This is a genomic window from Pseudomonas sp. TE3728 (assembly GCF_056279145.1).
The window spans coordinates 5,126,734-5,153,009 of record NZ_JBWBQT010000001.1 but is presented as its reverse complement, the minus strand read 5'-3'; the positions used below and the strand labels follow the sequence as shown (position 1 = coordinate 5,153,009).

22 protein-coding genes and 1 pseudogene are annotated in these 26,276 nt (G+C 58.0%); 16 read left to right on the top strand and 7 right to left on the bottom strand.

The window, feature by feature from the left end:
• Nucleotides 1–124: 124 nt before the first annotated feature.
• Complete coding sequence (locus ACZ89R_RS22490) at nucleotides 125–844, top strand: SIMPL domain-containing protein (RefSeq protein ID WP_429544539.1); 720 nt, start codon at nucleotides 125–127, stop codon at nucleotides 842–844.
• Nucleotides 845–1,051: 207 nt separating this feature from the next.
• On the opposite strand, the gene ACZ89R_RS22485 is transcribed toward ACZ89R_RS22490, so the two are convergent.
• The gene (locus tag ACZ89R_RS22485) at nucleotides 1,052–1,420 is read right to left on the bottom strand and encodes a DUF6124 family protein (RefSeq protein WP_429544540.1); all 369 of its coding nucleotides are present in this window, start codon (nucleotides 1,418–1,420) and stop codon (nucleotides 1,052–1,054) included.
• Nucleotides 1,421–1,908: 488 nt separating this feature from the next.
• Here ACZ89R_RS22485 and ACZ89R_RS22480 point away from each other — a divergent pair.
• The 9 genes and pseudogenes from ACZ89R_RS22480 to ACZ89R_RS22440 all read left to right on the top strand — a co-directional run.
• Nucleotides 1,909–2,086, top strand: a pseudogene (locus ACZ89R_RS22480) (ABC transporter substrate-binding protein); the annotation flags it as partial.
• A 258-nt stretch (nucleotides 2,087–2,344) separates the two neighbouring features.
• Nucleotides 2,345–3,970, top strand: coding sequence for an ABC transporter substrate-binding protein (locus tag ACZ89R_RS22475; RefSeq protein ID WP_218398666.1), 1,626 nt, complete (start codon nucleotides 2,345–2,347; stop codon nucleotides 3,968–3,970).
• Nucleotides 3,971–4,272: 302 nt separating this feature from the next.
• A complete protein-coding gene (locus tag ACZ89R_RS22470) occupies nucleotides 4,273–5,874 on the top strand; it encodes an ABC transporter substrate-binding protein (RefSeq protein ID WP_123498933.1) in 1,602 nt (533 codons plus the stop codon).
• Between the two features lie 172 nt (nucleotides 5,875–6,046).
• Nucleotides 6,047–7,480, top strand: a complete 1,434-nt coding sequence (locus tag ACZ89R_RS22465; RefSeq protein WP_429544541.1) for an OprD family porin — start codon at nucleotides 6,047–6,049, stop codon at nucleotides 7,478–7,480.
• 75 nt (nucleotides 7,481–7,555) lie between these two features.
• Nucleotides 7,556–9,151 carry an ABC transporter substrate-binding protein gene (locus tag ACZ89R_RS22460; RefSeq protein ID WP_429544542.1) on the top strand — a complete coding sequence of 532 codons (1,596 nt, stop codon included), beginning with the start codon at nucleotides 7,556–7,558 and terminating at the stop codon, nucleotides 9,149–9,151.
• Nucleotides 9,152–9,224: 73 nt separating this feature from the next.
• Nucleotides 9,225–10,235 (top strand): ABC transporter permease subunit, encoded by a 1,011-nt coding sequence (locus tag ACZ89R_RS22455; protein WP_007900379.1) that lies wholly within the window; start codon nucleotides 9,225–9,227, stop codon nucleotides 10,233–10,235.
• A gap of 10 nt (nucleotides 10,236–10,245) precedes the next feature.
• A complete protein-coding gene (locus ACZ89R_RS22450) occupies nucleotides 10,246–11,157 on the top strand; it encodes an ABC transporter permease subunit (RefSeq protein ID WP_095631254.1) in 912 nt (303 codons plus the stop codon).
• Between the two features lie 10 nt (nucleotides 11,158–11,167).
• On the top strand, nucleotides 11,168–12,136 hold the full coding sequence (locus ACZ89R_RS22445) for an ABC transporter ATP-binding protein (RefSeq protein WP_008067269.1): 969 nt from the start codon (nucleotides 11,168–11,170) through the stop codon (nucleotides 12,134–12,136).
• A complete protein-coding gene (locus ACZ89R_RS22440) occupies nucleotides 12,136–13,116 on the top strand; it encodes a peptide ABC transporter ATP-binding protein (protein WP_429544543.1) in 981 nt (326 codons plus the stop codon). The genes ACZ89R_RS22445 and ACZ89R_RS22440 overlap by 1 nt, the downstream gene beginning before the upstream one ends.
• A 178-nt stretch (nucleotides 13,117–13,294) precedes the next feature.
• Here the strand turns inward: ACZ89R_RS22440 and ACZ89R_RS22435 are convergent, their stop codons facing one another.
• Nucleotides 13,295–13,510 (bottom strand): hypothetical protein, encoded by a 216-nt coding sequence (locus ACZ89R_RS22435; protein WP_192346291.1) that lies wholly within the window; start codon nucleotides 13,508–13,510, stop codon nucleotides 13,295–13,297.
• A gap of 315 nt (nucleotides 13,511–13,825) precedes the next feature.
• Nucleotides 13,826–15,409 carry a peptide chain release factor 3 gene (locus tag ACZ89R_RS22430; protein WP_123498922.1) on the bottom strand — a complete coding sequence of 528 codons (1,584 nt, stop codon included), beginning with the start codon at nucleotides 15,407–15,409 and terminating at the stop codon, nucleotides 13,826–13,828.
• Between the two features lie 438 nt (nucleotides 15,410–15,847).
• Here ACZ89R_RS22430 and ACZ89R_RS22425 point away from each other — a divergent pair, with 438 nt between their 5' ends.
• The 4 genes from ACZ89R_RS22425 to ACZ89R_RS22410 are packed head-to-tail and all read left to right on the top strand — an operon-like array spanning nucleotide 15,848 to nucleotide 19,298.
• On the top strand, nucleotides 15,848–16,564 hold the full coding sequence (locus ACZ89R_RS22425) for an ABC transporter permease (protein WP_192346293.1): 717 nt from the start codon (nucleotides 15,848–15,850) through the stop codon (nucleotides 16,562–16,564).
• Nucleotides 16,565–16,584: 20 nt separating this feature from the next.
• Nucleotides 16,585–17,478 carry a glycine betaine ABC transporter substrate-binding protein gene (locus tag ACZ89R_RS22420; protein WP_429544544.1) on the top strand — a complete coding sequence of 298 codons (894 nt, stop codon included), beginning with the start codon at nucleotides 16,585–16,587 and terminating at the stop codon, nucleotides 17,476–17,478.
• A 12-nt stretch (nucleotides 17,479–17,490) separates the two neighbouring features.
• Nucleotides 17,491–18,144 (top strand): ABC transporter permease, encoded by a 654-nt coding sequence (locus tag ACZ89R_RS22415; RefSeq protein ID WP_063341568.1) that lies wholly within the window; start codon nucleotides 17,491–17,493, stop codon nucleotides 18,142–18,144.
• On the top strand, nucleotides 18,141–19,298 hold the full coding sequence (locus ACZ89R_RS22410; RefSeq protein WP_429544545.1) for an osmoprotectant ABC transporter ATP-binding protein OsmV: 1,158 nt from the start codon (nucleotides 18,141–18,143) through the stop codon (nucleotides 19,296–19,298). The genes ACZ89R_RS22415 and ACZ89R_RS22410 overlap by 4 nt, the downstream gene beginning before the upstream one ends.
• 76 nt (nucleotides 19,299–19,374) lie before the next feature.
• Here the strand turns inward: ACZ89R_RS22410 and ACZ89R_RS22405 are convergent, their stop codons facing one another.
• Both ACZ89R_RS22405 and ACZ89R_RS22400 read right to left on the bottom strand, forming a co-directional pair.
• Nucleotides 19,375–19,749, bottom strand: coding sequence for a hypothetical protein (locus ACZ89R_RS22405; RefSeq protein ID WP_429544546.1), 375 nt, complete (start codon nucleotides 19,747–19,749; stop codon nucleotides 19,375–19,377).
• Nucleotides 19,750–19,765: 16 nt separating this feature from the next.
• Nucleotides 19,766–20,296, bottom strand: a complete 531-nt coding sequence (locus ACZ89R_RS22400; RefSeq protein WP_429544547.1) for a putative periplasmic lipoprotein — start codon at nucleotides 20,294–20,296, stop codon at nucleotides 19,766–19,768.
• A gap of 577 nt (nucleotides 20,297–20,873) precedes the next feature.
• On the opposite strand from ACZ89R_RS22400, the gene ACZ89R_RS22395 reads away from it, so the two are divergent.
• Nucleotides 20,874–22,037, top strand: coding sequence for a type III PLP-dependent enzyme (locus ACZ89R_RS22395; protein WP_123355945.1), 1,164 nt, complete (start codon nucleotides 20,874–20,876; stop codon nucleotides 22,035–22,037).
• Between the two features lie 116 nt (nucleotides 22,038–22,153).
• Here the strand turns inward: ACZ89R_RS22395 and ACZ89R_RS22390 are convergent, their stop codons facing one another.
• Entirely contained in the window at nucleotides 22,154–22,852 is a 699-nt protein-coding gene (locus ACZ89R_RS22390; RefSeq protein ID WP_429547821.1) for a tetratricopeptide repeat protein, read from the bottom strand.
• Nucleotides 22,853–22,909: 57 nt separating this feature from the next.
• Nucleotides 22,910–23,590, bottom strand: coding sequence for a Fe2+-dependent dioxygenase (locus tag ACZ89R_RS22385; protein ID WP_429544548.1), 681 nt, complete (start codon nucleotides 23,588–23,590; stop codon nucleotides 22,910–22,912).
• A gap of 207 nt (nucleotides 23,591–23,797) precedes the next feature.
• On the opposite strand from ACZ89R_RS22385, the gene ACZ89R_RS22380 reads away from it, so the two are divergent.
• Nucleotides 23,798–26,056, top strand: coding sequence for a TonB-dependent receptor (locus tag ACZ89R_RS22380; RefSeq protein ID WP_429544549.1), 2,259 nt, complete (start codon nucleotides 23,798–23,800; stop codon nucleotides 26,054–26,056).
• The last annotated feature ends 220 nt before the right edge of the window (nucleotides 26,057–26,276 follow it).

Genomic DNA, 26,276 nt, shown 5'->3' with positions numbered 1-26,276 from the left:
CAACTCACCAGCCTTCTATCTGTATAGAAGTTGTAACTGTGCGAACCGGACCATTGAAGCTAGAGTCTGATGGTTTCACGCAGGTTCGGACCTTAACCCCTGCGCATCGTCCAAGGAGCTTTTCATGCACACATTGCGCCGCAGCGCCGCCCTTCTTACCTTAAGCGTTGGCACCGTCGCCAGCCTTCCGGCCCTGGCCGTCGACGAACTGCATTACAACCAGATCTCCCTGCGCGCCGAAGTCAGCCAGGAAGTGGCCCGCGACCTGATGATCGTGACCCTCTACACCGAAGAGCAAAACAGCGACCCGGCCAAACTCGCCGCCGACGTCAGCACCACCATGAACAAGGCGCTGGCACAGGCCAAAGAAGTCAAAGACATCACCCTGCGTCAGGGCAGCCGCAACAGCTACCCGATCTACGACACCAAAGGCCAGAAAATCATCGGTTGGCGTGAACGCGCCGAACTGCGCCTTGAAAGCTCGGACTTCGCCGCCCTCTCCAAGCTCACCGGCGAACTGCTCACCGACCTGAAAATGGGCGGCATGGACTTCGCTATCGCCACCCCAACCCGCAAAGCCAGCGAAGACGCCCTGCTCAAAGAAGCCGTGAGCGCCTTCAAGTCCCGCGCCCAACTGGCCACCGACGCCCTGGGCGGCAAGAGCTACAAAATCGTCAACCTGAACCTCAACAGCAACGGTTATCCACAACCGTACATGCGCGGACCGATGATGATGAAAGCCGCTGCCGGCATGGATTCGGCACCGGTGACGCCAGAAGTTGAAGCCGGGACCAGCCAGGTCAGCATGACGGCGGATGGGGCGATTGAAGTGTTGATGCCTTGATTCGATAAGTCTGTACAAAAAACGACGATCACCGAAGTGATCGCCGTTTTTTATTGCCCATCGTAGGCCAGTCGGCTTTTTTGGCGAACAATCTGCCGCCATCGCGAGCAGGCTCGCTCCCACATTTGATCTGTGTCGTACATAAAATCCATGTACACCCTCAATCCCTGTGGGAGCGAGCCTGCTCGCGATGAACGATAACGCGGTCTACGCCGGATCGACGTTATCCAACGCCCGGTTCACTGCCAACTCCGCGAGCATGATGACCTGTTGGATTGCCATCGCCGTATGGCGCTGCGGGCCGATCAGGTTGTTGGCGAAATCGCTGGCCAGGACACTTGCCGAGGCCAACGATTCACAGGCGTGGGCCAGAAGGCTTTCGGTGCCGGCATCCGGGGCGACCATGAACATGGTGCTGGGGCGGCGGGGTTTTTCGGCGTATTGCGCTGGGGGATCAAGGTAGTAGTCGAGGGCGCGCTTTATGGCTTCGCGGTCTTTGAGTAATTCTTCGGCACACAAAGCTTCGGCGTTTGGGTTGGTTTTATTGAAGTTCGAATCGGAATTATCGTTGTCCATCTACAGCTCCTAATCTCAATTGGAGCCATCACTAGCCATTATGGTCGTGAGGGCTTTCGCCCTACTCATTTCAGGTTTCCACACCTGCTCGCTGGTTTTGCAGCGAGAGCCAAAGATTAGAAGGCCCACTTCCGACCGACAACCTGAAAATTGCGTGGGAAAGGTCTGAGTTCTGGCACACCCGTTAAACATTCAAAAGCGGAACGCGGAGCGTCCCTGGCGGCGTTCCCACGCGGGAGCGTGGGAACGATCAATCTCACGTCTGACGCCGAATGCTCATCTGACACAGATTTACTGTAGGAGCTGCCGAGTGAAACGAGGCTGCGATCTTTTGATCTTAAAAAACAAGATCAAAAGATCGCAGCCTTCGGCAGCTCCTACGCGAGGTTGTGTATACCCGCGATAGATTGGTCGGCTGTCAGGCCGCCTTCGCGGTCAGCCTCGCTCCTACAGTGGAGCGGTGTGCTCCCGCCCCTCGCCACTCGTTGCAAGCCAAGGTGTCCACCGACAAACAACAGCGGGTCAACCTGTACCAGGCACAGCACAAGTGCCGATTAACCGATTGCGAATTCGACAGTGTTCCAGCCACTGCGCAAGGAAGTCACCGACTTCAAGATCAGCCCGTTCGGCCTTACCCCCTTCTATGGAGTGGGTATAAATAAGTAACACCAGGCGCCAACCGGGTGCGCCAGACGCCTCGATTGCCCCGTGTCGGTGCGCGATTTGCACCGTAAAAAACCTGCGCAAACGGTCAAATGCGCGAGTATTTATACATATGCGACATTAAGGTACGTTCGTGCCACTGTTTAAGGTTTGGAGCCATTCAGGATCTTGCATTGGGTATGGCCCCTGCATAAGTATCCGCAGGTCGACTCACGAGGTCGTCCTCTAATTCCAAAAATGACAACAAATCATGAGGCCACCATGCTTAAACACGCGGTCATTCCGTTTTTAGTCGGCGCAAGCTTATTAGCCAGCGCACCTTTCGCCCAAGCGGCGACTAACCTGGTGTTTTGCTCCGAAGGGAGCCCGGCCGGTTTCGATCCTGGTCAGTACACCACCGGAACCGACTTCGACGCCTCTGCAGAGACCATGTTCAACCGCCTGACCCAGTTCGAGCGCGGCGGCACCGCCGTTATTCCCGGCCTGGCGACCAAGTGGGACATTTCCGATGACGGCCTGACTTACACCTTCCACCTGCGCGAAGGCGTCAAGTTCCACACCACCCCGTACTTCAAGCCAACTCGTGAGTTCAACGCCGACGACGTGCTGTTCACCTTTAATCGCATGATTAACAAGGATGATCCGTTCCGTAAGGCGTACCCGACTGAATTCCCGTACTTCACCGACATGGGGATGGACACCAACATCACCAAGATCGATAAAGTCGACGACCACACCGTCAAGTTCACCCTCAAAGAAGTGGATGCCGCGTTCATCCAGAACATGGCCATGAGCTTCGCCTCGGTCCAGTCCGCCGAGTACGCCGCCCAGCTGCTCAAGGAAGGCAAAGCCGCCGACATTAACCAGAAGCCGGTCGGTACTGGCCCGTTCGTGTTCAAGAGCTACCAGAAAGACTCCAACATCCGCTACACCGGGAACAAGGACTACTGGAAGCCTGACGACGTGAAGATCGATAACCTGATCTTCGCCATCACCACCGACCCGTCGGTACGCATCCAGAAGCTGAAAAAGAACGAGTGTCAGATCACCCTGTTCCCTCGTCCGGCCGATCTGAAAGCGTTGAAGGAAGACAAAACCCTGAAGGTGCCTGACCAGGCCGGTTTCAACCTGGGTTACATCGCCTACAACGTGATGGACAAGATCAAGGGCAGCGATCAGCCAAACCCGATGGCTCAGTTGAAAGTGCGTCAGGCACTGGACATGGCCGTCAACAAGCAGCAGATCATCGATTCGGTTTACCAGGGTGCTGGCCAACTGGCCGTCAACGCCATGCCACCGACCCAATGGTCTTATGACACCACCATCAAGGACGCGCCGTACAACCCTGAGAAAGCCAAAGAACTGCTCAAGGAAGCCGGCATCAAGGAAGGCACCGAGATCAACCTGTGGGCAATGCCGGTGCAACGTCCCTATAACCCCAACGCCAAACTGATGGCCGAAATGCTCCAGTCCGACTGGGCCAAGATCGGTATCAAGGCCAAGATCGTCACCTACGAATGGGGCGAGTACATCAAGCGCTCCAAAGGTGGCGAAAACGGCGCGATGCTGATTGGCTGGAGCGGCGACAACGGTGACCCGGACAACTGGCTGAACGTGCTGTTCGGCTGCGACTCGCTGCAAGGCAACAACTTCTCCAAGTGGTGCGACAAGAAGTTCGACGGCATCGTCAAGGAAGCCAAACGCACGACCGATCAGGCCAAGCGCACCGAACTGTACAAGCAGGCGCAACACGTCCTCAAAGATGCTGTTCCAATGACACCTATCGCTCACTCGACGGTGTTCCAACCCATGCGCAACAACGTGCAGGACTTCAAGATCAGCCCGTTTGGCTTGAACTCCTTCTACGGCGTTAGCGTCAGCAAATAAGAAAAGGCAGCGGCGACGTTTTCAGCGACGCCGCTGCTTTTTTCTGCCGAGAAGATAGGAATTTGCCTACATCCTAATCCGCTGTCTGACGCAGCCAGGGGTTAGGACGCGTTGCCTTTTCCTACGAGTCTTTAGGACTCAGCGCATTTACTGCCAGACCCACGGCACCTACCGTCGGGATCTGACCAGCGATTGCGTGGCTATCGGTTTGCTGCCCGTATTGGTTTGAGCTCAATGCAGCCACCCCCTCCCCAGACGGGGACGCGGCGCATTGAATAAACACTACAAAAAGAGGGAGCGTCATGCGCCATACCTTGGTTTTATCCGCATTGCTGGGCACCGGCCTGCTGGCCGTCACTTCCGTTAGCCAGGCCGCCAATAACAGCCTGGTGTTCTGCTCCGAAGGCAGCCCCGCCGGTTTCGACACCGCGCAATACACCACGGCGACCGATAACGACGCCGCCGAGCCGCTGTACAACCGATTGGCAGAATTTGAAAAAGGCGCCACCAACGTCGTACCGGGCCTGGCAACGAGCTGGGATATTTCCGAGGACGGCCTCAAGTACACTTTTCACCTGCGCGAAGGGGTGAAATTTCATACCACCAAATACTTCACGCCGACCCGCGATTTCAACGCCGATGACGTGCTTTTTACCTTCAATCGCATGCTCGATCCGCAGCAACCCTTCCGCAAGGCCTATCCAACCGAGTTCCCGTATTTCAACGGGATGAGCCTGAACAAGAACATCGCCAAGGTCGAGAAGACCGGGCCGCTGACCGTGGTGATGACGCTCAACAGTGTCGACGCCGCGTTCATCCAGAACATCGCCATGAGCTTCGCCGCGATCCTGTCCGCCGAATACGCCGATCAGTTGCTGGCCTCCGGCAAGCCGAGCGACATCAACCAGAAGCCGATCGGCACTGGCCCGTTCGTGTTCAAGAGTTACCAGAAAGATTCCAACATCCGTTACAGCGGCAACAAGCAGTACTGGGACCCGAGCCGGGTCAAGCTCGACAACCTGATTTTCGCCATCAACACCGACGCCTCGGTGCGCGTGCAGAAGCTCAAGGCCAACGAATGCCAGATCACCCTGCACCCACGCCCCGCCGACGTGACCGCGCTGAAAAACGATCCGAAACTGCAATTGATCGAAAAGCCCGGGTTCAACCTTGGTTACATCGCCTATAACGTGCGGCACAAGCCGTTCGACCAGCTCGAAGTGCGCCAGGCGCTGGACATGGCGGTTAACAAGCAAGGCATTCTCAACGCCGTCTATCAAGGCGCCGGTCAACTGGCAATGAACGCCATGCCACCGACTCAATGGTCCTACGACGAGACGATTAAAGACGCCGCCTACAACCCGGAAAAGGCCAAGGAATTGCTCAGGGCCGCCGGCGTCAAGGAAGGCACCGAAATCACCCTCTGGGCCATGCCGGTTCAGCGTCCGTACAACCCCAACGCCAAGTTGATGGCCGAAATGCTCCAGGCGGATTGGGCGAAGATCGGCCTCAAGGTCAAGATCGTCAGCTACGAATGGGGCGAGTACATCAAGCGCACCAAGAACGGCGAGCACGACATCAGCCTGATCGGCTGGACCGGTGACAATGGCGACCCGGACAACTGGCTTGGCACGCTTTACAGCTGCGATGCCATTGGCGGCAACAACTACTCCATGTGGTGTGATCCGGCTTACGACAAGCTGATCAAGCAGGCCAAAGTCGTCACTGACCGTGACCAGCGCACGGTGCTCTACAAACAGGCGCAACAGTACCTCAAGCAGCAGGTGCCCATCACGCCAGTCGCCCACTCGACGGTCAACCAACCGTTGAGCGCCAAAGTCGAAGGATTCAAGGTGAGTCCTTTCGGTCGTAACGTGTTCTCGGGCGTCAGTATCGACCAATAACCGATTAGCCAGAATCGCTGGGGGCGGCTTCCGCCCTCACGCAAGCGTATTGCCGTAATTCGCCAATCCGGCCTATAGCAAACGTTTGCTTTGCGTGAAATGAGTTCAAACCAAATAGCCGGATCACCAAAAAAAGACCGGCATAAAAAAAAGAAAACAAGGAGCTTCACCCATGAAACTGAGCAGCACCGCGTTATTGGCCTTGGCCATCAGCAGCGTGACCGCCACGGCGTACGCAGAATCCCAAAGCCAGGCGTTCACGCCGGTTACCGTTAAAGAGAAAAGTGCCCAGAGTGAAGCCACAGGCTTTGTCGAAGGCCAATCGATCACCGGCAGCACGCGTAACTGGTATGCCAATGAGCAACTGAAACGCGGCGCCACGTTCAGCTACAAGAAAAACGGTGTATCGACCCCGACTGATCGTCGTATCAACTGGGTTCAGGGCACTATCCTCAAGTACAACTCCGGTTTCACCGAAGGCACCGTAGGTTTCAGCACCGAAGTGGCGGCCTACAACGCTATTGCTCTGGATCGTGATCGCAAGGATCTGGCGTCCAATAATGGTGGCGCACCGGGTACTCGTTCTGGCGCGGGCAACAACCGCACACTGACCGAGGAAGGTGGCGACGCCGTCGGCCAGTGGAGCAAGCTGGGCCTGGCCAACGTCAAGGCCCGCGTGTCCAACACCACCCTCACTGCCGGCCGCCAGAACTTCAGCAGCCCGATGGTCGATGTCATCGGTAACCGTGCGTTGCCTTCGAGCTTCCAGGGTGTGAGCCTGCACAGCGAAGAGTTGGAAAACCTGAGCTTCGACGTCGGCACATTCGATCGCAACTCTCCACGAACCGAACAAAGCCAACGCAAGTTCCGCACCGAATACGCCAACGGCATCGTTGAAACCGATCACGTCCATACGGCCGGTATCACTTACACGCCATTTGCCAGCCTGACCACCAGTCTGTGGGGCACCCAGGCTGAAGACCTGTGGAACCAGTACTACTTCGGCGCCAGCCATGTGCTGGGCGACAGCTCGATCCTGAGCCTGACCACTGGCCTGAACTACTACAAAACCCAGGAAGAAGGTAAAGCCCTTATCGGCAAGATCGATAACGACACCTACTCCCTGTCGTTCGGCCTGACCCACCAGGCTCACAGCCTGACCTTCTCTTACCAGGAAATTAACGGTAACGAGTACTTCGACTACCTGCATGAAACCAACGGCATCTACCTGGCCAACTCCCTGCTGTCGGACTTCAACGGCCCGAACGAGAAGTCCTTCCAGATTGCCTACGGTCTGAACATGGCCGAATACGGCGTACCGGGCCTGAAGTTCAACATCTACCAGGCTCGCGGCTGGGGCATCGACGGCACTCACTACACCGGTAACGAAGGCGTAGCAGGCAAGGGTTACGACGGTATCCAGTCCCAGGACGGCGAACACCACTATGAATACGGCATCGGTGCCTCGTACGCCGTGCAGAGCGGTCCGCTCAAGGCCACCGCTATTCGTGCCACCTACACGGCTCACCGCGCCAGCGAAAACCAGGCGGATGGCAGCATCAACGAGTTCCGTCTCGTGACCACCATCCCGTTCAATATTTTGTAAAACCCATGCCGGAGGCTGACTCATGATGAGTCGGCCGTCTGGCTTTTCTGTTCAACCGATTGCAGAGGGCTCTAGATGAAAATGCTTCCCCTACGAGCGGCCATCGCTGCCGCGTTGCTGAGTGTCGCCGTCGGCGTCTCGGCCAAACCCTTGGTGGTCTGTACCGAAGCCAGCCCGGAAGGCTTTGATATGGTCCAGTACACGACTGCAGTCACAGCCGATGCGGTGGCCGAAACCATCTTCAATCGTCTGGCGGACTTCAAGCCCGGCACCACTGAAGTGATCCCGGCACTGGCCGAGTCCTGGGACATCAGCGACGACGGTCTGACCTACACGTTCCACCTGCGCAAAGGCGTCAAGTTTCACACCACCGATTACTTCAAGCCAACCCGCGACATGAATGCCGACGACGTGGTCTGGAGCTTCCAGCGACAGCTGGACCCCAAACACCCATGGCACAAACTGTCGAGCGTGGGCTTCCCGTACTTTGAAAGCATGGGCTTCAAAGAGCTGCTCAAAAGCGTCGAGAGAGTCGACGACAACACGGTCAAATTCACCCTGACCCGCCGTGAAGCGCCGTTCCTGGCCGACATCGCCATGGCCTTCTCCTCGATCTACTCCGCCGAGTACGCCGATCAGTTGCTCAAGGCCAACAAGGCCGGCGACCTGAACAACAAGCCAATCGGCACCGGCCCGTTCGTCTTTCAGCGTTACGCCAAGGATGCTCAGGTCCGCTTCAAGGCCAACCCGGACTACTTCCGTGGCAAGCCACCGGCTGAAGCGCTGGTCCTGGCGATTGCCACCGACAACAACGTGCGCCTGCAAAAGCTCAAGGCCAACGAGTGCCAGATCGCGCTGTATCCGAAACCGGATGACATCCCGAGCATCAAGAAAGACACCAACCTGAAGGTTGATGAACTGAACGCAATGACCGTGTCCTATGTCGCCATGAACACCGCCCGTCCGTACATGAGCGACGTGCGCGTGCGTAAAGCCATCGACATCGCCTTCGACAAGGCTGCGTACGTCAACGCGTTGTTCGGCAAGGGCAATGCGACCGTGGCGGTCAACCCGTACCCGGACACCCTGCTGGGCTACAACCACAAACTGACCAACCCGCCCCGTGATCTGGACAAGGCTCGCGCCCTGCTCAAGGACGCCGGCGTACCGGAAGGCACCACGTTTACCCTGTTCACCCGTAACGGCGGCGGCCCGACCAACCCGAACCCGATGCTCGGCGCACAGATGATGCAGGCCGACCTGGCCAAGGTCGGGATCAAGATCGATATTCGGGTCATGGAATGGGGCGAAATGCTCAAGCGCGCGAAAAACGGCGAGCACGACATGGTGTCCGCCGGCTGGGCTGGCGACAACGGCGACCCGGATAATTTCCTGACGCCTATGCTCAGTTGCGAAGCGGCCAAGAACGGCGAAAACTACGCTCGCTGGTGCAATGAAAAGTTCCAGGCGCTGATCGACGAAGCACGGGCTAAAGTGGACCCGGACGAACGCACGGCGCTCTACGAACAAGCCCAGGCCATTTTCAATCAGGACCAGCCGTGGATCAGCATGGCGCACACCCGTATGTTCACTGCAATGCGCACCAACGTAGAGGGCTATCACATTAGCCCCCTCACCACGAATAACTTCGCCACCACCCAGGTGAAGTAGATAAGAAACGCCCGGCATCGCTGACCCCAGCGCTGCCGGGCACGCCTAACCGGCTGATGAGGTACACCACACGATGTTTAGTTTTATTGCCCGCCGATTGGGGTTATTGATCCCCACGTTCTTCGGCATCACCTTGCTGACTTTCGCGTTGATTCGCATGATTCCAGGCGACCCCGTGGAAGTAATGATGGGCGAACGTAGAGTCGACCCCGAAATGCATGCTCAGGCAATGGAACGCCTAGGTCTGAACAAACCCCTGTATGCCCAATACCTGGATTACATCGGCAAGTTGGCCCACGGCGATCTCGGCGAATCCCTGCGTACCCGTGAAAGCGTCTGGACCGAGTTCAGCTCTCTATTCCCCGCGACCCTGGAACTGTCCATGGCCGCCCTGTTATTCGCCGGCATCCTGGGCCTTCTGGCCGGGGTGATCGCGGCACTCAAGCGAGGATCCCTGTTCGACCACGGGGTGATGGGCATCTCCCTGGCGGGATACTCGATGCCGATCTTCTGGTGGGGCCTGATCCTGATCATGTTCTTCTCGGTGAGCCTGGGCTGGACCCCGGTGTCCGGGCGGATCGACCTGCTCTACGACATCGAGCCGCGCACCGGTTTCATGCTGATCGATACGCTGCTGGCCGATGACGTCGGGGCCTTCTTCGATGCCCTGCATCACCTGATCCTGCCGGCCATCGTGCTCGGTACCATCCCGCTGGCGGTGATCGCGCGGATGACCCGCTCGTCGATGCTCGAAGTGCTGCGTGAAGACTATATCCGTACCGCCCGCGCCAAAGGCCTGTCTCCATCGCGCGTGGTGTTCGTTCACGGCTTGCGTAACGCACTGATTCCGGTACTGACCGTGGTCGGCCTGCAAGTCGGCACGCTGCTGGCCGGTGCGGTCCTGACCGAAACCATTTTCTCCTGGCCCGGCATCGGCAAATGGCTGATCGAAGCCATTGGCGCACGGGACTATCCCGTGGTGCAGAACGGCATCCTGTTAATCGCCTGCCTGGTGATCCTGGTCAACTTCGTGGTGGACATCCTCTACGGCTTTGCCAACCCACGCATCCGTCATCAGCGCTGAGATCAAGACCATGACCACTCTCATTACACCGGTAGCAGTCGATCAAAGCCTGCTGTATCCGTCCCCGTATAAAGAATTCTGGCACGCGTTCTCCAGGAACAAAGGCGCCGTTGCTGGCCTGATGTTCATGCTGCTGGTGATTTTCTGCGCGATCTTCGCGCCGTGGGTTGCACCGCATGACCCAAGCGAGCAATACCGCGACTTCCTGCTGACCCCGCCGTCCTGGCTGGAAGGCGGGCAGATCCAGTTCCTGCTCGGCACCGATGAACTGGGTCGTGACCTGCTGTCGCGGCTGATCAACGGTTCGCGCCTGTCCCTGCTGATCGGCTTGTCGTCGGTGGTGATGTCGCTGATTCCGGGCATCCTGTTGGGTCTGTTCGCCGGGTTCTTCCCGCGCGTGCTCGGCCCGACCATCATGCGTCTGATGGACATCATGCTGGCCCTGCCGTCCCTGCTGCTGGCCGTGGCGATTGTCGCCATCCTCGGCCCTGGTCTGATAAACACCATTATTGCCATCGCCGTGGTTTCGCTGCCGTCTTATGTTCGTCTGACCCGCGCCGCGGTGATGGGCGAATTGAACCGCGACTACGTGACCGCCGCGCGCCTGGCCGGTGCCGGTCTGCCACGCCTGATGTTCGTCACCGTGCTGCCCAACTGCATGGCGCCGCTGATCGTTCAGGCCACCTTGAGTTTTTCTTCGGCAATTCTCGATGCCGCGGCACTGGGCTTCCTCGGCCTTGGCGTACAACCGCCAACCCCTGAGTGGGGCACCATGCTGGCTTCGGCTCGCGACTATATCGAACGCGCCTGGTGGGTGGTGAGCTTGCCTGGTTTGACCATTTTGCTCAGCGTGCTGGCAATCAACTTGATGGGCGACGGCCTGCGCGATGCGCTGGACCCGAAACTCAAGAACGCCGCCTGAGGAGATTCAAATGTCACTGTTAGAAATCAAGAATCTCAACGTTCGCTTCGGCGACGCCAACGCCGTTCCGGTGGTCGACGGTCTCGACATTACCGTGGACAAGGGCGAAGTGCTGGCCATCGTTGGCGAATCGGGTTCCGGCAAGTCCGTGACCATGATGGCGCTGATGGGTCTGATCGAGCATCCGGGGATCGTCACCGCCGATGCCCTGAATTTCGACGGCAAGAACATGCTCAAGCTCAGCAACCGTCAGCGTCGGCAAATCGTCGGCAAAGACCTGGCCATGGTCTTCCAGGACCCGATGACCGCGCTGAACCCAAGCTACACCGTCGGTTTCCAGATCGAAGAAGTGCTGCGCCTGCACCTGAAAATGTCCCGCAAGGACGCCCGCAAGCGTGCCATCGAACTGCTGGAAAAAGTGGAAATCCCGGGCGCCGCCAGCCGTATGGATGCCTATCCGCATCAACTCTCCGGCGGCATGAGCCAGCGTGTTGCAATCGCCATGGCGATTGCCGGCGAACCGAAACTGCTGATCGCCGACGAACCGACCACCGCGCTGGACGTAACGATTCAGGCGCAGATCATGGACCTGCTGCTGGCCCTGCAGAAAGAGCAGAACATGGGCCTGGTGCTGATCACCCACGACCTCGCGGTCGTGGCCGAAACCGCCCAGCGCGTGTGCGTGATGTACGCCGGCCAAGCGGTTGAAGTCGGTCAGGTACCACAACTGTTCGACATTCCGGCGCACCCGTACAGCGAAGCACTGCTCAAGGCGATTCCGGAACACAGCCTGGGCGCCGCGCGCCTGTCGACATTGCCGGGCATCGTTCCCGGTCGCTACGACCGCCCGCAAGGCTGCCTGTTGTCGCCGCGCTGCCCGTACGTGCAGGACAACTGCCGCACTCAGCGTCCGGCCCTTGACCCGAAAAGCAACAGCCTCGCCCGCTGCTTCTACCCGCTGAATCAGGAGGTGGCGTAATGGCCATCGTACTTACCGCCCGCAACCTGACCCGTCACTACGAAGTGTCCCGTGGCCTGTTCAAGGGTCATGCGACCGTGCGCGCCCTCAACGGTGTGTCGTTCGAACTGGAAGCCGGCAAGACCCTCGCCGTTGTGGGCGAATCGGGTTGTGGCAAATCCACCTTGGCCCGGGCCCTGACGCTGATCGAAGAACCGTCCTCCGGCTCCTTGAAAATCGCCGGGCAGGAAGTCACGGGTGCCGACAAGGCTCAGCGCAAGCAACTGCGCAAAGATGTGCAGATGGTGTTCCAGAGCCCGTACGCGTCGCTGAACCCACGACAGAAAGTCGGTGATCAGCTCGCCGAACCGCTGCTGATCAACACCAACCTGAGCGCCTCGGAACGTCGCGAGAAAGTCCAGGCGATGATGAAACAGGTGGGCTTGCGGCCTGAGCATTACCAGCGCTACCCGCACATGTTCTCCGGCGGTCAGCGCCAGCGGATTGCCCTGGCCCGCGCGATGATGCTGCAACCGAAAGTGCTGGTGGCGGACGAACCGACCTCGGCGCTGGACGTGTCGATCCAGGCGCAGGTGCTGAACCTGTTCATGGATTTACAGCAAGAGTTCAACACCGCTTACGTGTTCATCTCCCACAACCTGGCGGTGGTGCGCCACGTCGCCGATCACGTGATGGTGATGTACCTCGGCCGTCCGGTGGAAATGGGCCCGAAAGAGGACATCTACACTCGCCCTCTGCATCCCTACACCCAGGCGCTGTTGTCGGCCACTCCGACCATCCACCCGGACCCGGACAAGCCGAAAATCAAAATCGTCGGCGAACTGCCAAACCCGCTGAACCCGCCGTCCGGCTGCGCCTTCCACAAGCGCTGCCCGTACGCGACCGAGCGCTGCACCACAGAAGAACCGCTCCTGCGCCTGGTCGACACTCGCCAGGTGGCTTGTCACTACGCCGAGCAATTCCTCGACGGCGTGGCGTAAAAACGGCCTGAAAAAAATGAGAGCGAGCTTGCTCGCGAAGTCGGTGCTTCAGTCACCATCTCTGTCGACTGACAGATTGCTTTCGCGAGCAAGCCCGCTCCCACAGGGACCGAGTTGACCAGACCCCTTCCACCAGATTGCGTATCAGTCCGGCGAGGGGTTTTCTTTTGTCCGTGATTTACGTTTGCGTGTCTTCCTCATCCTCTTCCTCATCGGCGTCTGGATCATCATCGCCTGATTCGGTCGCAGCGATCATCAGCTCGCTGTGCACGCCTTGCCCGTTCAAGGCCTGTGTTTCGTGGTTCTCACATTCCGCCCACGCCACCGCCGATGTGCCGAGGGACAGCAGCACCAAAACCTTAAGCAACAACACAATGCGTTGATAAATACTCATAGCCGATTCCATCCTTTTCTTGGGTGACGCTTGCATGCCTGAAGGTACTGAGTGAAATCTAGTTCCGATTGACCGGGTTCTCCAGACAGCACGCTACCGGGTAGCAGAAAATGTCGTGGGCGGGGAGATTGCTTTGGAATAGGGGTTATGCCGAAAAGGTCAAAAACAAAAATCAAAAGATCGCAGCCTTCGGCAGCTCCTACAGGTGTACTTGATTCCGTGTAGGAGCTGCCGAAGGCTGCGATCTTTTGATTTTCCAAAAAAAAGGCGAAGCCCGAAAGCTTCGCCTTTTATATCCCCAAGCACCTTTATCGATTAATGATGCTCACGCGTCGCCCTGAATTTCACATCCGGCCAACGCTCTTCCATCAGCGCCAGGTTGACCCGCGTCGGAGCCAGGTAGGTCAGGTGACCACCACCATCGACCGCGAGGTTTTCCACCGCCTTGACCCGGAATTCCTCGAACTTCTTCTTATCGTCGCAATCAATCCAGCGCGCGGAATAAACAGTGATCGGCTCGTACGAGCACTCGACCTTGTATTCCTCTTTCAAACGGCTGGCGACCACGTCGAACTGCAGCACACCGACGGCACCCAGGATGATGTCGTTGCTGCGCTCGGGGAAGAACACCTGAGTGGCGCCTTCTTCGGCCAGTTGCTGCAAGCCCTGACGCAGTTGCTTGGATTTCAGCGGATCACGCAGACGCACACGACGGAACAGTTCCGGGGCGAAGTGCGGAATGCCGGTGAAGCCCAGGACTTCGCCTTCGGTGAAGGTGTCGCCGATCTGGATGGTGCCGTGGTTGTGCAAACCGATGATGTCGCCAGCGAAGGCTTCTTCCAGCTGCTCACGCTCGGAGGAGAAGAAGGTCAGCGCATCGCCGATCCGCACGTCTTTGCCGGTGCGCACGTGACGCATTTTCATGCCTTTTTCGTACTTGCCGGAGCAGATCCGCATGAAGGCGATACGGTCGCGGTGTTTCGGGTCCATGTTCGCCTGGATCTTGAACACGAAACCTGAGAATTTCTCTTCAACCGGTTCCACGGTGCGCTCGTTGGCGACACGGGCCAGCGGTTTCGGCGCCCAGTTGACCACGGCGTCGAGCACGTGATCGACACCGAAGTTGCCCAATGCAGTACCGAAGAATACCGGTGTCAGTTGGCCGTCGAGGAATTCCTGTTGATTGAATTCGTGGCAGGCGCCCTGCACCAGTTCCAGCTGATCCACGAAGCGGTCGTACTCGTCGCCCAAGTGCGCGCGGGCTTCATCGGAGTCGAGCTTCTCGATGATTTTCACGTCGGTGCGCTCGTGGCCGTGACCAGCGGTGTAGACGATGATGTAGTCGTCGGCGAGGTGATAAACGCCCTTGAAATCGCGGTAGCAGCCGATCGGCCAGGTGATCGGCGCAGCCTTGATCTTCAGGACCGCTTCGATTTCGTCGAGCAGTTCAATCGGGTCGCGAATGTCACGGTCGAGTTTGTTGATGAAGCTGACGATCGGCGTGTCACGCAGACGGCAGACGTCCATCAGGGCGATGGTCCGTGGCTCAACGCCCTTACCGCCGTCGAGGACCATCAATGCCGAGTCCACTGCCGTCAGAGTGCGGTAGGTATCTTCGGAGAAGTCTTCGTGGCCCGGGGTGTCGAGCAGGTTGATCATGTGATCGCGATACGGGAACTGCATGACCGACGTGGTAATCGAGATACCACGCTGCTTTTCCATTTCCATCCAGTCGGAGGTGGCATGGCGGTCGGATTTTCGAGATTTCACCGTGCCCGCAATCGCAATCGCCTTGCCCATCAGCAAGAGCTTCTCGGTGATGGTGGTTTTACCGGCATCGGGGTGGGAAATAATGGCGAAAGTGCGGCGTTTCGCGACTTCGGCGGCCTGTTTGGTCATGGGAAATCGCCTGGCAGGTGATTCAAAAAAGGGCGGCGAGTATAGCTTAAAAAGTAACCTACGAACCACCATCCGTAGGGCTTCCCGAACACCGCACCCCTGTAGGAGCTGCCGAAGGCTGCGATCTTTTGATCTTGTTTTTTTCAAGACCACCGAAGATCAAGATCAAAAGATCGCAGCCTTCGGCAGCTCCTACGGTGGCTAAATGCTGTTAATTATGGAACCTTTTAAAAGGTGGAGGCGTCCACTCCCCTGTTACGGCTATTCGTCAGGGTCGAAAAATCAGCAAGTTAGCCTGACGAGGCTGCGCTTATGGCTCGATTTCATGCCGTTTCACCGGCACTGATAGAGCTGCTTTTCGCGAACACTGTCTTCGGCAGCCAGGAATGGCATTGCCACACGAAGCGGTGTCCGCCGACTGAAAAAAGGAGTCCGCCTGTGGCTATTCGCTATGGCAAGGGGCTGATAGGAGGTGCGGTTGTCGTCGCCCTTCTGGCCCTGCTGATCCACTGGATTGGCATCAACACGATCGAACAGTACCGCGACGATTTGTTGTTTTACCTGCAAGCTCATCTGATTCTCGTCCTCGTTTCCATGCTGGCCGCCCTTGTAGTGGGCATACCCGCCGGTATCTTCCTCAGCCGCCCGACCATGGTTGGCCGCGCCGAACGCTTCATGCAGATCTTCAACATCGGCAACACCGTGCCGCCTCTCGCCGTACTGGCCATCGCCCTGGGTATCCTCGGCATCGGCAGCGGCCCTGCGATCTTCGCCTTGTTCCTCGCCTCACTGTTGCCGATTGTGCGCAACACCTATGAAGGGCTGAAAAACGTCCAGGGTTCACTCAAGGAAGCAGCCGTCGGCATCGGCATGACACCGACTCAGGTGCTATGGCGGGTCGAACTGCCGAACGCCGTGCCGATCATCATTGGCGGCGTGCGCGTGGCACTGGCGATCAACGTCGGTACCGCACCGCTGGCGTTCCTGATTGGCGCCAACAGCCTGGGCAGCCTGATTTTCCCCGGCATCGCCCTGAACAATCAGCCGCAACTGCTGCTCGGCGCGGCCTGCACCGCCCTGCTGGCCTTGCTGCTCGACGGACTGGTGACACTCGCCAGCCGCCTCTGGCTCGAACGCGGCTTGCGCCCGTCTTAAGCCTCGGCAAAGGAATTAACATGAAAAAAATCTGCTTATTTTTAGGCTGCGCCCTGCTGTTCGCAGGATTTGCCCAAGCCGCTGAAAAACCGGTGATCCGCATCGGCGCCCGGGTGTTCACCGAACAAACCCTGCTGGCGGAAATCACTTCCCAATACCTGCGCACCAAGGGTTATGACACCCAAGTGACCGGCGGTCTGGGCAGCAACCTGGCCCGCAGCGCCCACGAAAGTGGTCAGCTGGACTTGATGTGGGAATACACCGGCGTGTCGCTGGTGGCTTACAACCACATCACCGACAAGCTCGATAGCGCTCAGTCCTACGCCCGGGTGAAAGAACTCGACGCAAAAAAAGGCCTGGTCTGGCTCACCCCGTCGAAGTTCAGCAATACCTACGCCCTGGCACTGCCGGAAAACACCGCAAAAGCGTATCCGCAGATCAACACCATCAGCGAGCTGAACACAGTGCTGCAGGCTGAGGCGAAGACCAATCACCTCGTCGCCCTGGACACCGAGTTCGCCAACCGTTCCGACGGTCTCGATGGCATGGTGGATCTCTACGGCATGAACCTGACCCGCAACAACATTCGCCAGATGGATGCCGGGCTGGTCTACACCGCCCTGCGCAATGGCCAGGTGTTTGCCGGTCTGGTCTACACCACCGACGGTCGTTTGAACGCCTTTAAGCTCAAGTTGCTGGAAGACGACAAGCACTACTTCCCGGACTACACCGCCGCGCCGGTGGTGCGTCAGGTTTACCTCGACGCCCACCCGAAACTCGCCGAAGAGCTCAAGCCGCTGGCCGAACTGTTCGACGACGCCACCATGCGCCGGCTGAACGCGCGGGTCGATGTCGATCACGAAAGTCCTTCATCCGTTGCCGCCGATTTCCTGCGCCAACATCCATTGAACTAAGGAGGAAAAGACATGGAATTTCTCAACGCCTTTTCCCATCTCGATTGGCCGCAGGTTTTGCACCTGACCTGGCAGCACATCACCCTGGTTGGCATCGCCGTGACCCTGGCGATTGTGGTCGGCGTGCCGTTGGGCATCCTGATGACCCGCTTCCCGACACTGGCCGGCCCGTTGCAAGCCAGCGCTACGGTGTTGCTGACCGTGCCATCGATTGCGCTGTTCGGCCTGCTGCTGCCGTTCTACTCGAAATTCGGCCAGGGCCTCGGCCCGATGCCGGCGATCACCGCAGTGTTTCTGTACTCGTTGCTGCCGATCATGCGTAACACCTACCTGGCGCTGACCGGCGTGGAACCTGGCATTCGCGAAGCAGCGCGCGGTATTGGCATGACCTTCGGCCAGCGCCTGCGCATGGTCGAATTGCCGATTGCCGTGCCGGTGATCCTCGCCGGTGTGCGCACCGCCGTGGTGATGAACATCGGTGTGATGACCATCGCCGCGACCATCGGCGCCGGTGGCCTCGGTGTACTCATTCTCGCTTCCATCAGCCGCAGCGACATGTCGATGCTGATTGTCGGCGCCGTGCTGGTCAGTCTCCTGGCCATCTTCGCCGACCTGCTTCTGCAATGGTTGCAACGCACGCTGACTCCAAAAGGATTGCTCAAATGATCGAACTTCAAAACCTCAGCAAGACCTTCCAAAGCAACGGCAAAGATGTGAAAGCCGTGGACTCGGTAAGCCTGACCGTCAACGAAGGGGAGATCTGTGTGTTCCTCGGGCCATCGGGCTGCGGCAAAAGCACCACGCTGAAGATGATCAACCGCCTGATCAAGCCAACCTCGGGCAAGATCCTGATCAACGGCGAAGACACCACTGACCTCGACGCCGTCACCCTGCGTCGCAACATCGGTTATGTGATCCAGCAGATCGGTCTGTTCCCGAACATGACCATCGAGGAAAACATCACCATCGTTCCGCGCCTGCTGGGCTGGGACAAACAGAAATGCCACGACCGCGCCCGCGAGTTGATGAGCATGATCAAGCTCGAACCCAAGCAGTATCTGACTCGCTACCCGCGTGAATTGTCCGGTGGCCAGCAGCAGCGGATCGGCGTGATTCGCGCGCTGGCGGCGGATGCGCCGCTGTTGTTGATGGACGAGCCATTCGGCGCGGTCGACCCGATCAACCGCGAGATGATTCAGAACGAATTCTTCGAGATGCAACGGGCATTGAACAAGACCGTGATCATGGTCAGCCACGACATCGACGAAGCCATCAAACTTGGCGACAAGATCGCGATTTTCCGCGCGGGCAAACTGCTGCAGATCGATCACCCGGATACGCTGCTGGCGCACCCGGCGGACGACTTTGTCAGCAACTTCGTCGGCCAGGACAGCACCCTCAAGCGCCTGTTGCTGGTGAAAGCCGAAGATGCAGCGGACAACGCGCCTTCGGTGAGCCCGGAAACGCCAGTGGCCGATGCGCTGGAATTGATGGACGAACTGGACCGTCGCTACGTGGTGGTGACCTGTGCCGAGAACAAGGCCTTGGGCTACGTGCGCCGTCGCGACCTGCACCGTCAGACCGGCACCTGCGCGCAATACCTGCGCGAGTTCAACGCCACCGCGGCGTACGACGAGCATTTGCGCATCCTGCTGTCGCGCATGTACGAGTTCAACCGCTCGTGGCTGCCGGTGATGGATGCCGAGCGGGTGTTCCTGGGTGAGGTGACTCAGGAATCGATTGCCGAGTACTTGAGCTCCGGTAAGTCTCGTGGGGGCAAGACCAGTATTGTTTCGCCGGCCGAGACTGCTGTCGCCTGATCTGACGTCTTCGCGGGCAAGCCTCGCTCCTACAGGTTCTCCGCCGTACCTGTGGGAGCGCGGCCAAGTTGTTCAATCAGGAGGAGATAGCCTGATCGGCGGGAATGAACTGGAAGATCGCATCAGCAGTGGTCGTTTGCGGAAACGTTATACGGATCATCGGGATCCAGATGCCGGTTTGCGTCTTGAAGTCTCGCTGGTCATATTGCGCCCCCGCCTTACCGGCATCGTTGATATAGAAAACCGCCTCGACCGGGAGGGTTTTACCCATATTCTGAGCCCATTTGGCCATGCGGAATTCGTTCTGCGTATTGAATGCAAAGGTGCCACCCATCCCCTGTGCTTTAATCGCTTCATTGAAGGCAGTGGTTGCCCCCTGGTCTAAAGCGTCGCGAACATCAAATCCGCACAATTTGCCATACTTGGACGGATGGCTATTGTAATGAGTCATGTATTGAGCTGCGGTGTTAATGCCTTGAGACTGACAGGGCCTTCCGGAAGGAACGCCGGGAACTTGTCCGCACCCCCTGTTGTTCTCGACTGTTTGTTGCCCCATCCACCGGAAAGAAACAGAGTATTTCCGGATCCATCTTATCGACAGGAGAAAAAAATATCGGATAAAAAATAAAGCCATTATTGTAGCCAAACACCAGTTTGTTAAACTTGGCATCCGCCCGCAGATAGGAAAACGAAACCCCGGTAGCTGCGGGATTCGGGTTCCAGAAGTGAAATTGGGTGGAGTGTTGGGTGGCACGTAACAGCACGCCCGAACACAGGAAGGCCGGTGCAGAAGGGTTATTGCCGCACATGTTCGCCTTATTGCGGTAACGTTCCGTGAGGTATTGCGCGGTCACCGGGCCGGATGCCGCGCCTAATGTACCAACCGCGGAAGACTGGATAACTTGCTCATCGGAACCCTGCACCTTGACCGGTGCAACTTCTTGAGTCGCACAGCCAGCCAGCACCAATGCCATTAACCAGACAATTATTCTATTCATCTTCATGCACTCCCTGCGACTAATATTCAAGGTAGAAAAAAACACACAGCACCACAGCGACAGCTGTCCATTTTGATGGCGTGCCCGAAAGAGCCCACAGGTAAAATAAAAGTGTTGTTACCTTAATAAGATCGCAGCCATCCCACACCTGCTAGAAATAACAGTAATGATGCCTTGGCCATAATTGTTCGAGATTAAAACCCACCACTTATAACCACTCGTCGATCACTGCACCCCGACGAAAAATAAAGGATCAGGGGAACATCAACCTGTCATGTGGGTCGGTTACATCAGAGGCTGAGCGGGACCGCACGACGGAAGCGTGCAAAAACGCGACATTTTTTGTTGATCTCAAGCTCCTCACGCCCTAAAGTTCGCGCCGAACGTCCATGCTGGAAACGATCCATCCGGCTCAAGTACTGACGACGAGACAGCAAGGCCAAGGGAAAGCACCGCCTCCCATGGCCTTTTTGCTTTCGGCGACATGCCTTGGGAAGTAGGCGAACCAAAGTGGGGATACGGAGGGCGTTCATTTGCACCCATTGATAATTTCAGTTTGCCAGTAGGAGTTCCCAGCATGTCGATCAACGTCGAAGACTATTTCGCGCGCGATACCTTCCAGAAAATGAAGGCGTTCGCCGACAAACAAGAAACCCCGTTCGTGGTGATCGACACCGCGATGATCAGCCAGGCTTACGACGACCTGCGCGCCGGTTTCGAATTCGCCAAGGTCTACTACGCAGTCAAGGCCAACCCGGCCGTTGAAATCATCGACCTGCTCAAAGAAAAAGGTTCGAACTTCGACATCGCCTCGATCTACGAGCTCGACAAAGTGATGAACCAGGGCGTCGGCCCGGATCGCATCAGCTACGGCAACACCATCAAGAAATCCAAAGACATTCGCTACTTCTACGACAAGGGCGTGCGTCTGTACGCCACCGACTCCGAAGCCGACCTGCGCAACATCGCCAAGGCAGCTCCGGGCTCGAAAGTCTACGTGCGCATCCTGACTGAAGGCTCGACCACCGCTGACTGGCCACTGTCGCGTAAATTCGGCTGCCAGACCGACATGGCCATGGACCTGCTGATCCTTGCTCGCGACCTGGGCCTGGTGCCTTACGGCATCTCGTTCCACGTTGGTTCGCAGCAGCGCGACATCAGCGTCTGGGACGCGGCGATCGCCAAGGTCAAAGTGATCTTCGAGCGTCTGAAAGAAGAAGACGGCATCCACCTGAAGCTGATCAACATGGGCGGTGGCTTCCCGGCCAACTACATCACCCGCACCAACAGCCTGGAAACCTACGCTGAAGAAATCATCCGTTTCCTCAAGGAAGACTTCGGCGACGACCTGCCGGAAATCATCCTCGAGCCAGGCCGTTCGCTGATCGCCAACGCTGGCATCCTGGTCAGTGAAGTGGTGCTGGTCGCGCGTAAATCCCGTACCGCCGTCGAGCGATGGGTGTACACGGATGTGGGCAAATTCTCTGGCCTGATCGAAACCATGGACGAAGCCATCAAGTTCCCGATCTGGACCGAGAAGAAAGGCGAGATGGAAGAAGTGGTCATCGCCGGTCCAACCTGCGACAGCGCCGACATCATGTACGAAAACTACAAGTACGGCCTGCCGCTGAACCTGGCGATCGGTGACCGTTTGTACTGGCTGTCGACCGGTGCGTATACCACCAGCTACAGCGCTGTTGAGTTCAATGGCTTCCCGCCACTGAAATCTTTCTACGTATAAGCGCTACACGCAGAAATCAAAAAGCCCATGACCTGTCATGGGCTTTTTTGTGTCTGCGATGATCGTTCCCACGCTCTGCGTGGGAACGATCAAAAGATCGCAGCCTTCGGCAGCTCCTACAGGTTCAGCTCTGCGCAGCGTTGCGTGTAGTCTTCGGCCAACTTGCGAATTTGCGGATTCACCGCGTTCAACAGTGCTTTGCTCGCCACCCGCAAGAAATTCAGATTCCCGCCATCCAGTGCCTTGTGCAGCCAAGCCAGCGCCTCGTCTATCTTGCCTTCATCCGCCAACACCGCTGCATAACTGAATTGCCCACGAAAATCCCCGCCGATCGCCGAGCGTCGATACCAGTCACGGGCTGCTTGCGGATCTGCCGGGCAAACCCGGCCTTCTTCCAGATAACGCCCCAGCAGGTTCATCGACTTCGCATGGCCCAATTCAGCTGCTTGCCGATACAGACTCAGCGCTTGCACCTGATCCCCGATCACTCCACGACCAGTAGCCAGCAGATTGGCGTAGTTGTACATCGCCCAATCCAGTCCGGCTTCAGCGGCAACACGATAATGCCCAGCGGCTATCGAAGCATCGGCGGTGCAACCCCAGCCATGTTCATGACAACGGCCGAGCATGTTGCGCGCCATAGAGTGTCCACCCTGGGCGGCGATCTCGAACCAGCGCAGCGCCAGCGGCTGATCCTGAGCGATGCCACGGCCGTCCAGCAGGATCTGCCCGAGCAACGCCTGAGCATCGAGCACGCCTTCACGGGCGGCGATCAGGATCGCCTGAGCCGCTCGCGCCGGGCTTTCTTCGAGCATCGATTTGAGGCGGTCGCCGTCGAGGATTTCCTCGCGACGCAACCGAAAGTCCGTCACTTACACCTCGACCCAGCGACGCAACAGGTTGTGATAGGTGCCGGTCAGGCGGATCAATGAAGGATGGTCGGGCATGTCCTGGGTCAGTTGCTGAATCGCCCCGTCCATCTCGAACAGCAAGGCGCGCTGGCTGTCTTCACGCACCAGGCTTTGCGTCCAGAAAAACGAGGCGTAACGGGTGCCGCGAGTGACGGCGTTGACCTTGTGCAGGCTGGTGCCGGGATACAGGACCATGTCGCCTGCCGGCAATTTCACGCGCTGAGTACCAAAGGTGTCCTGGACTTCCAGTTCGCCGCCGTCGTACTCCTCCGGTTCACTGAAGAACAGCGTCGCCGACAGGTCGGTGCGCACACGCTCGATGCTGCCCTTGGGCTGACGCACGGCGTTGTCGATGTGGAAGTCGAAACTGCCACCGGCCGTGTAGCAGTTCAGTAACGGAGGGAAGACCTTGTGCGGTAACGCGGCCGACATGAACTGCGGATTTTTCCACAACCGTTCAAGCATCGCCGCACCGATTTCCTTGGCCAACGGATGCCCTTCCGGCAGTTGCAGATTGTGCTTGGCCTTGGCCGACTGGTAACCGGCGGTGATTTTGCCATCGGCCCAATCCGCCAGCGTCAGGGCTTCGCGAATGCGCTGCACTTCTTCTTTCGCGAACACGCCGGGAATGTGCAGCAACATGGAAAGACCACCTGAAGGCGAAGGGGCGCCAATGGTATTGATTCTTATTGCCCGTGTAAAACCCGTGCGACGAATGAAACCGCAAAAACCGTAAAGGTAAATTGTAAAGAATGTAAATTCGTCGCGAATAGTAACGTTTCGCAATTGATACAAATACGTATTTACTCTACATTCCGCGGCCTCAAATCCTTGGGGAGGGGAATTCACATGTCACGCCAACAACTACAATTAACGGTCGGTTCACCGCGTTTGCTCGCGTCTGCAATTGGCGTGGCGATCACTGCCGGCTCTGCGGGCCACATGGTTTTCGCGGCCGAGAAGACCGACGAAAAAGCACCGAACAATGCGATTTCCCTGGACGCGACCAGCGTTGTGGGCGAGCAGGATGACACCTCCTACAAGACCGATACTTCGGTTTCCAAGAAGTACACCGCGCCACTGCGCGAGACGCCGAAAAGCGTCACCGTGATCCCTCAACAAGTGATTCGCGACACCGGCGCCACCAGCCTGGTCGACGCCCTGCGCACCACTCCAGGCATCACCTTCGGTGCCGGCGAGGGCGGTAACCCGGCCGGCGATCGTCCGATCATTCGCGGCTTCAACGCCGAAAGCGACACGTTCGTCGACGGCATGCGCGACCCTGCGTCCCAAAGCCGCGAGATCTTCAACGTTGAATCGATCGAAGTCAGCAAGGGCCCGGGTTCAGCCTTCACCGGCGCCGGTTCCACCGGTGGCAGCCTGAACCTGGTGAGCAAGACCCCCAAGCTGGGCAATTCCTACAACGGCGGCTTCACCTGGGGCTCGGACCAGACCCAGCGCACCACCCTTGATCTGAACCAGCAGATGACCGACACCTCGGCCTTGCGCCTGAACCTGATGAAGCACGAAGCCAACGTCGCCGGCCGTGACACCGTGGATGTCAGTCGCTGGGGTGTGGCGCCGTCCTTCGCCTTCGGCCTGGGCACCGATACCCGCTTGACCGTCGGCTACTACCACGTCGAGACCGACGACATGCCCGACTATGGCATCCCGTTGACGTTGAGCCCCAACCGCAGCAAGTACAACGTCGATAAACCTGCACATGTCGATCGCGACAACTTCTACGGCCTCACCGGTCGCGACTTTCGCCAGACCACCAATGACAGCGGCACCCTCAAGATCGAACACGATCTGAATGAAGACCTGACCGTGTCGAACAGCTTCCGCATGTCCCGTTCGACCCTGGACTACATCGTCACCAACCCGGACGACAGCAAGGGCAACGTGGTCAATGGCAACGTGTACCGGGGTGCGAAGAGCCGTAACTCGACGTCCAGCGGCTGGATCAACCAGACCGACCTGAGCGCCAAGTTCAACACCGGCGCCATCGAGCACAGCCTGGTGACCGGTCTGGAGTTTTCCTATCAGGACACCCACAACCGTCCGTACAGCCTGACCTCCACCGCGAGCGGCACTCGATGCAACCGCGCCCTGTTCAACTCCGGCGACTGCACCAGCCTGTACAACCCGACGCCTGGGGATAACTGGAATGGCAGGATCACCGACAGCGCCGCGTTCACTGACACCAACACCAAAACCGCCGCGGCCTACGTGTTCGACACCCTGAAGTTCAACGAGCAATGGTCCCTGAACCTGGGCCTGCGTTATGACAACTACCAGGTCGAATCCAGCGGCCACGCCAACGCCAGCAGCACAGCGCCAGCGAATGACTTCTCCCGTGCGAACACCAGCGACCTGGTGAACTACCAGATCGGCGTGGTCTACAACCCGTTGCCTAACGGCAGCATTTACGCGGCCTACTCGACCTCCAGCAACCCGGCCGGCGAAACCAGCGGCAATGGTGGCCTGGAACTGGCCGCGAACAACAGCCGTCTGGATCCGGAAAAGAACCGCAACTACGAAATCGGCACCAAGTGGGACTTCTTCGGTGACGACCTGTCGCTGACCGCTGCACTGTTCCGCACCGAGAAAACCAACGCGCGGATCAACGATCCGGACGGTGGCACCACGCAAGTGCTGGACGGCGAACAGCAAGTCAATGGTCTGGAGCTGAGCTACGCCGGCAAGCTGACCCGTAACTGGAGAGTCTTCGGCGGCTACACCTACATGGACAGCGAAGTGGTCAAAACCACCCTCGCCGCCGATGAAGGCAACCACATGCCAAGCACGCCACAGAACAACTTCACGTTCTGGTCGACCTACGACCTGGTGCCGGACAAGTTGACCATCGGTGCTGGTGCGACCTACGTCGATTCCCAGTTCGGCAACGTCGCCAACTCGGTGGAGATCCCGTCTTACTGGCGTTACGACGCGATGGCCAGCTACCGCCTGACCAAGAACGTCGACCTGCAACTCAACGTACAGAACCTGACCGACGAGCGTTACTTCGACCAGATCCTCCAGAACCACTACGCCCACGTGGCGGCGGGCCGTACCGCCCTGCTGAGTGCCAACTTCCACTTCTAACCCAAACACTGTAGGAGCTGCCGAAGGCTGCGATCTTTTGATCTTGATTGTTGTCAGAGCTGAAATCGCTAAAGATCAAAAGATCAAAAGATCGCAGGCTTCGCCAGCTCCTACGTTGGCATTAGGCAAAAGCCCCGTTCATCTAAGTGAACGGGGCTTTTGTGTGTAAAAAAGAATGCTTCTCGACAACTCACGGCATAATGCGCGCCGTGATGATGAC